Origin of the sequence: Mammaliicoccus sp. N-M50 (genome assembly GCF_022386995.1) — a bacterium.
Classification (GTDB): domain Bacteria; phylum Bacillota; class Bacilli; order Staphylococcales; family Staphylococcaceae; genus Mammaliicoccus; species Mammaliicoccus sciuri_A.
The window spans coordinates 113,158-121,016 of sequence record NZ_JAJNJA010000010.1 but is presented as its reverse complement, the minus strand read 5'-3'; the positions used below and the strand labels follow the sequence as shown (position 1 = coordinate 121,016).

Below are 7,859 nucleotides of genomic sequence, written 5' to 3'. Positions count from 1 at the left end.
GATTTTCGCCATGCCACGAAATTAGCATCATGCTAGCAAGTTAAGCGAACACTGACATGATAAATTAGTGGTTAGCTATATTTTTTTACTTTGCAACAGAACCGAAAATAATCTCTTCAATTTATTTTTATATGAATCCTGTGACTCAATGATTGTAATATCTAAAGATTTCAGTTCATCATAGACAATGTTCTTTTCAACATTTTTTATAGCAAATTGATTAAATAAATTCTCTAATTTCTCCCGTTTGATTTCACTACCATAGATTATATTATCATTGATATAGTCAATGAATAATGACAAATTATCACTCATAACAGTCCCAACCCCTTTATTTTGATAGACTAATTATCTTCATCATTGTAAAACAAATTACACCCTTTAAATTTAACTCAACTTAAATATCGACAAATTAAAAAACAATAAAATTACTTGAATATTATTCATAATATATTAACAACTTTATTATACTGCTCTTTATATATAAAATCATTAATAATTAAACAAGCCTTAAAATATTTAACTTTTTTGTGATTATTACACATTATCTTATCTGCTCTTTATCACCATAAAAATAGAAAAAACAAGATTCCTAAAGAATATAGGAATCTTGTTTCAGACTGTGGACAAACTGATTTTTTATCAGTTAGCTTATTTAGAAAGTTTTATTTAAATTACAGTTTCTATTTTTATTAGATCACAATTTTATTTTAGCTCTTGTTCAAGTAATCATTTTTCGCCAAAAACTTTATACTGAATAGCTTCTACATTAAATACTTTGTCAATGAGATCATCTACATCTTTAAATTCAGAATAATTTGCATATGGATCTATAAAATAAAATTGTGGTTCTTTACCAGAAACATTAAATATTCTTAATATTAAATATTTCTGCTTATATTCTTTCATAGCAAACATTTCATTTAGCGACATAAAAAATGGTTCCTCAATACTAGAAGATGTAGATGTTTTAATTTCAATAAATTTTTCTACAGCTTTATCTGTATTTGTTGGATCAAAAGCTACTAAATCATAGCCATGACCGTGTTGAGAGCCTGGATTATCATTTAAAATATTCCTAAACTGTTCTTTCTTATCTTCGTCTATTTTATTATCAATTAGCTCATTAAAGTAATTTAGCGCTAATTTTTCTCCAACTTTACCGGTTAATTTATTCTCTTTATTTGATTTTTCAATTTCTGAATCATTTTTAGTAGTCTTTGATACACCTTTTTTATATTTTGGAATTATTCCTTTAGGTGCTTCCACTTCCTTGAGTGTCTTATCTTTTTGTGCTGTTCTAATTTCTTCAATTTCGCTGTCTTCCTGTATTTCGTCTATGCTATTGACCAAGCTATCATAGGATGTTTTTGTAACTTTTGAAGCTAATTCATTAAATAGTTCTAAAAATTTCTTTAAATCCTCTAGCATATCTTCTTCTGTGAATCCTTCATTCAAATCATAATATTTGAATCTTATTGATCCATGAGAATATCCTGATGGATAATCATTTTTTAAATCATAAGATGAATCTTTATTTTCTGCGTAATAAAATCTTCCAGTATTAAATTCATTTGATGTAATATATTTATTGAGTTCGGAAGATAAAGTTAATGCTCTTTGTTTTGCAGCATTTTTATCCCGCGGAAACATATCACTTATCTTTGACCATCCTTGATTCAAAGATAAGTATATGCCTTCTCCTTCCGGATGAAAAAGATATACCAAATAATATCCATCCTTTGTTTCTTTTGTTATATTCTCATCATATATTGAAATCCAAGGAACTTTACTATAGTTCCCAGTAGCAACCTTCCCTACAACTGAATATTTATCTTCTTTTATATGCACTTTTAACTGCTTGGGTAACTTATCATGGACTAAAGTTTTATATAGATCACCTTTATCCCAATCAGATTTTTTAACTACATTATTGGTACGTTTCTCTTTAATTAATTTAAGGACCTGCATAAAGTTGTCTATCATTTGAAATTCCCTCCTATTATAAAATATATTATGTCTCATTTTCTTCAATATGTACTTATTTATATTTTACCGTAATTTACTATATTTAGTTGCAGAAAGAATTTTCTCAAAGCTAGAACTTTGCTTCACTATAAGTATTCAGTATAAAGAATATTTCGCTATTATTTACTTGAAATGAAAGACTGCGGAGGCTAACTATGTCAAAAATCATGAACCTCATTACTTATGATAAGCTTCTTAAAAACATAACAGCAATTCACATAAACCTCATATGTTCTGATACATTCAAAATCCCTTTATGAAGCGGCTGAAAAAACCGCATCATTTATGATATGCTTCCCCACGCATGATCTTAAATGCGCGATAAACTTGTTCCATCAGGATGACTTTCATCATTTGGTGTGGGAAGGTCATTTTGCTGAATGATAGGGCGTAGTTGCTGCGTTGTAATACTTTTTGATGCAGGCCGTTTGATCCGCCGATGATAAATGTGATGTGCGAATTGCCTCTTGTCATGAGGTTATCGATTTCTTTACTGAGTCCTTCGCTTGTTAACATCTTCCCTTGTATTTCCAGGGTAATGACGTAACTGTCTTGTTTGATTTTAGACATGATTCTGTCCGCTTCTTTTTCCTTCACAATCTCTATATCTTTATCACTCATATTATCAGGTGCTTTTTCGTCTGCTACTTCGATGAGTTCTGTCTTTGTATATGCACCTAAGCGTTTGTTATATTCATCTACGGCTTGTTTCCAGTATTTCTCTTTTAGTTTACCTACCGTTATGATTGTTATCTTCATTTTTATCCACCTTTATTCATCTTGTTAAAAGTTATCCACATGTTATTAACTTATGCACAGTTTTCTTTATTATTATATCAACAATTTTAATTTTTTGTACGTTTTCTAAATATTAAGTCGTTTATTTTTATACATTTTATTATGATTTATCCACGGATTTATATACATTGTGGATAATTCCGTGGATAACTACCTATATTATTCACAGTTTGTGGACATTTGTGTATAACTGTGGGTATATATGTGCACAAACTAAAAAGATATCCCCAACTCTATAATTGGGGATATCTTTTTTAAATGTAGTATATAGGTGTTGCTTTTTCTTTATCTGTATCACATAAAATGACTTCTTTATTTGTATCGATATCATGTTCGTTTAATACTTGTCCAACACTCATTCTTGCTAAATCTTTCATGTTGTTGTCTTGGCTTAAGTGTGACAGATAGATACGTTTCGTACTACCTGTTATTACATCACACATTGCATGTGCTGCATCTTCGTTAGATACGTGACCCATGTCGCTTAATATACGTTGTTTCGTCTTCCATGGATATTTACCCATTCTTAACATATCCACATCGTGATTACTTTCGAATACAAAGGCATCACTTCCGTGTATCATACCTTTCATGCGGTCTGATACGTAGCCTGTATCTGTAATCATCGTTAACTTTTTATAGTCGTTGTTAAAGATATAGAACTGTGGGTCTATTGCGTCATGTGATACGCTAAATGATTCGATATCCATACCTGCTAAAGTCTTTGTTTCATATGGTTCGAAATGGAACTTTTGATCTAGTGGTATGTTTTTATCTTTAGCTTCTATCATTTGCCATGTCTTCTTGTTCGCATAGATAGGTAGTTTATACTTTCTTGCGAGTACACCTAACCCTTTTATGTGATCGATATGTTCGTGGGTTACTAAGATACCTTCTAAGTCGCTGATGTTACGGTCAATTTGTTGAAAGAGACCTTCTATTTTCTTTCCTGTTAAGCCAGCATCGACAAGTAGGCTTCCTTTATCTGATTCTATATAAGTGGCATTTCCTGTACTGCCACTTGCGAGTACGCTCATTGCGATCACAAGTGTTCATCTCCTTTAATTACTGCTTCTCTTACGATTCTTCTAAGACGGTAGATTCTGGTTTAATAGCATCGATATACAATGTCTTCGTATCTGTTTTACCGTCTTTTTCGGATTTTATTTTAACTTCCCATGACGGTACAAGTACTTGTCCGCCTATTTCTTTAACGACACTGTAGTAGCCTAACCTTACAGACTCTACTTTATCACCTTTTTTAAGGTACGTGTTGTAATACAATGTCTCTAAAGCTGTCTTAGCATCTGCTATCGTACGTTTATTGTTGTTGTCGCCATTACCTGGTTTAAGTTTGTCTAAATACGTTTGTGTATATGACTTAGCTTTACCATTATCCATATCTATAACTATTTGTCCTTTGTTGTTGTTAAGTATTGGTAAACCTTCATAGTTTTGTTCATAGACGACTTTGTTTTTATCTGTGTTATTCTTTTTATATTCATAATCTTTACCTTTAAAAGCATCTTTGTTAATGAAGCTCTTAAATGATGACTGTTTACTATCTTTATCTAAATCTGCATCAATATCTTTATTGATTTTTGTGTCTTTTTCACTTAATGAATAAACACCTTCAAGCTCATCTGAATCGAACGATTTACTACTACCTGTAATGGCTTGCATCTTCTTATCTCGATATTCTGGTAACTGCGGGATGTCTATGCCTTCTTTAGCAAAATTAACATCTGATTGTGCGTTTGATTCTTGAACGATAGAATTATTTACTTTATTAAAGTAGACAACGACCAATCCTATATTGATGAGAATAAACACAATGATGAAGAGTGACTTAGCATGTTTCCAATCCATTAAGAAAGCCCTCCATTCTCGTACCGTTTCCATTCACCGTCATATTTCACATACCATTTCGGTGTAAATTCAATCGTGTCTTGTAAGTTATTAATTTCGTCTTTTGGTAATGATAAATCATAGCCAATTGCTATATTCGTAACTTTGTTAAAATCAATCGAGCCATTAGAAGCTAGACTAAATCTGACTTCTTCTGATGAAGGTAATTTATCCGCTTCTTTTTTAGACGGTACGGCAACTCCTGTTGTAATAAGACCGCGATTGTATTCATTAATCGTATCTCTACCCCACACCGCTTCTATTGAAGATAACTTATCATCATTAAACACTGGGTAATTATTTAAGAACATTTGATAGTCTATTTTACCAGATTTTTGATCTGTACTAAACAGACGGAATTCATCTGTATAACCTGCATGTTCATTAATAAATTTAAATGAATTTGTAATTGATTTTGCCATATCTTTTTGACGATTTTCATCTTCTGATAAATTCGTATAACGATATGTTTGTTTCGCTTCGTTCACGGTAGAAATCCCCGTATTGTTATTATACGTCGAAACGTTATGTTCATTACTACGCGCAATCACCGAATCACCGAGAATAACATCATTTAATTCAGATACGGATATTTTGTTAGAAACGTAACGGTAAATATTCATATTATCTGCATTCTCTGGTGCATAAATTTGGTAAATTTCATTCGTAGTCGTCTCATTTGTAATCATGCCTGTATAAGGTTTCAAATCTGGTGCTGCTTCTTTATTCACCTTATCAAATTGCGTGCTTTTAATATTTGTCTGTAGTTTAACAGCCTTTTGCTTATTCTCACTTAAAAGATACACAACAGCTTCTTTCGTTGATTTCGTATCTACAAGAATTCGATCAAAATTAATATTAGGATAATAGTTCATATTCATGCCTAATACTTGGTTTAAGTACATTTCACTCGGGATGCTATCAGGGAAGTCTAAAATCGTATATCGTTCAGATAAATCTTCAAGTTGAACGACTGACTCACTGCTTAGAATATCAACTTTCTTCACTTCTTTACTCAACAATTGGTCAGTAATCTTCTTGATGTCTTTCACGTTAGACGTCCCTTTCACGTCCGTGCCATTTCGATTAATCATTCTAAAAGGCATAATCACACTATCAATAGGCTTACTAATTTTAGGTCCAATAGAAGGTGTTTCTGTATTCACATCTGTTTCTAAATCTGTCAGTTCAGGTGTAAATGTCCATACGCGGTATGTCATAAACACACTGATAAGCACAAGGATTATGAGGATAGCAGATTTAATCAGTTCTCTATTACGCATCCCAATCACCAAACTCATCTTCCATGACTTCACATGGCAATGTTATATAGATGGATGTACCTTGACCTTCTTTACTGCTCGCCCATATTCTACCTTTATGTGCTTCTACGATTTCTTTAGTGATGGCTAAACCTAAACCTGTACCACCCATTTTACGTGCTCTCGCTTTATCTACTCTGTAGAAACGATCAAAGATTTTATCTACTTTATTCACTGGAATACCGATACCATTATCTTTAATTTGTATTGTCATTCGGTTATATAAAGTATTTTGTTTCACATGAAACTCTACACGTTTATGAGATTCTTGTGAGTATTTAATCGCATTTGTAATGACGTTATCAAACACTTGTGTCATCTTATCTGGATCAATTTCAACGAATAAACCTTTAACAGGTATATCTCTAATGAATGTCACGTTCTTACCTTGCGACATTTCGTGTCTGTTAATGATTTTGTTAATAAACATATTAAAATCAATCAATTCAGAGTTCATTTGATCGCTTGAACTATCCATTTTAGAAAGTTGTAATAAGTCATTCACAAGACGAATCATACGGTCTGTTTCTTCACGTGTAACATTTAAGAATGTCGGTGCAACTTCAGGATCACGCCAAGCACCTTCTTCTAATGCTTCTATATAACTTCTCATAGATGTTAATGGTGTACGCAATTCATGTGAAACATTCGCAACGAATTCGCGACGTTCATTTTCTAAAATGTGCTGCTCTGTAACGTCATGTAATACGGCAATATAGCCATTGATAAAGCCTGTATCTTGAATAATTGTACTGAAGTTAACACGCGCAATAATGCCTTCTTCACTATTAATATCAATAATGAAACTATCATTATTCTCTTGTAAGTCATCTAATGAATAATCATCATCAATATTTAGAATATCTAATATATGTTTCGCTTCTACATCGGCACGTTCTAGACCTAACATTTTAAGCGCCATTTCATTAATAATACGTACGCGACCACGTCTATCCGTGGCAAGGACACCATCGCTCATATGCGTGATAACCGAGTCTAGACGACGCTTTTCACTTTCCGTATTCGCTTGTGCTTCTTGTACACGTTTAGATAAGTTATTAAATGACAGCGCAAGTTCACCGATTTCGTCATTTCCGTATATCTTAACGCGCTGCGTATAGTTACCTTTAGACATCTCTAACGTTTGGTTACGCATGTCTGATATAGGTTTCGTAATTGTTCTCGCGATGAAGAAACCGAGCACGATTGTAATCAATAATGAGATTGCTGTACCGATGATGAAGATTTGGTTAATGTTGTTTAACTGCTCGTAAACAGAATCAATATCTGATTCAACATATATATCTCCGACAACTTCACCTTCGTATTCAACAGGTTTATTTTTGATCCATACTCTATTACTATCGGATGAATCATTTTTTAATACGATTTTATCATTAGCTTTTCCTAATGATAACGCCTTTTGTACAGAGCTATCGTTTACTTTTTGATTGACGGTATTTTGATTCGTAGCTTTAGATGTCGCCACAATAATTTGATCTTGATCAATAAACTTAATCTCATCAATTTCAGTTCTATTGGCATAATCATCTAATATATTTTGTATTTCTTTTTGGAAGTTCCGATTTGGATCTTCTGAGTTGTACGTTTTCTTTATGTTGTAATTAATCTGTTTCACGTGTTGTTCAATATTTGTCTTGAAGTTACGTGTCAGTTCTTTCTCAAGACTATTTGTAAAATATAATCCAATAATTTGCATACCAATAATGATTAATAAAACATAAATAACGACAAGTTTAATGTGTAAGGACTGAAACTTCTTTAGCCAATTCATAATATCAG

The 7,859-nt window shown here is 32.2% G+C and carries 7 protein-coding genes; all 7 read right to left on the bottom strand.

Going from position 1 to position 7,859, the window contains the following annotated elements; translation table 11 throughout:
• Window positions 1-75: 75 nt before the first annotated feature.
• Window positions 76-315, bottom strand: a complete 240-nt coding sequence (locus tag LQ622_RS13750) for a hypothetical protein (RefSeq protein ID WP_001282728.1) — start codon at window positions 313-315, stop codon at window positions 76-78.
• A 414-nt stretch (window positions 316-729) separates the two neighbouring features.
• Window positions 730-1,986 (bottom strand): MrcB family domain-containing protein, encoded by a 1,257-nt coding sequence (locus LQ622_RS13745; protein ID WP_000566670.1) that lies wholly within the window; start codon window positions 1,984-1,986, stop codon window positions 730-732.
• Window positions 1,987-2,307: 321 nt separating this feature from the next.
• Window positions 2,308-2,787, bottom strand: coding sequence for a 23S rRNA (pseudouridine(1915)-N(3))-methyltransferase RlmH (gene rlmH, locus LQ622_RS13740; protein WP_025906271.1), 480 nt, complete (start codon window positions 2,785-2,787; stop codon window positions 2,308-2,310).
• 293 nt (window positions 2,788-3,080) lie between these two features.
• Window positions 3,081-3,863, bottom strand: coding sequence for an MBL fold metallo-hydrolase (locus tag LQ622_RS13735; RefSeq protein WP_025906269.1), 783 nt, complete (start codon window positions 3,861-3,863; stop codon window positions 3,081-3,083).
• Between the two features lie 40 nt (window positions 3,864-3,903).
• Complete coding sequence (locus LQ622_RS13730) at window positions 3,904-4,695, bottom strand: two-component system regulatory protein YycI (protein WP_037589682.1); 792 nt, start codon at window positions 4,693-4,695, stop codon at window positions 3,904-3,906.
• The gene (locus LQ622_RS13725) at window positions 4,695-6,017 is read right to left on the bottom strand and encodes a YycH family regulatory protein (RefSeq protein WP_126476466.1); all 1,323 of its coding nucleotides are present in this window, start codon (window positions 6,015-6,017) and stop codon (window positions 4,695-4,697) included. The genes LQ622_RS13730 and LQ622_RS13725 overlap by 1 nt, the downstream gene beginning before the upstream one ends.
• Complete coding sequence (gene walK, locus LQ622_RS13720; RefSeq protein ID WP_037589684.1) at window positions 6,010-7,851, bottom strand: cell wall metabolism sensor histidine kinase WalK; 1,842 nt, start codon at window positions 7,849-7,851, stop codon at window positions 6,010-6,012. The genes LQ622_RS13725 and walK overlap by 8 nt, the downstream gene beginning before the upstream one ends.
• Between the last annotated feature and the right edge of the window lie 8 nt (window positions 7,852-7,859).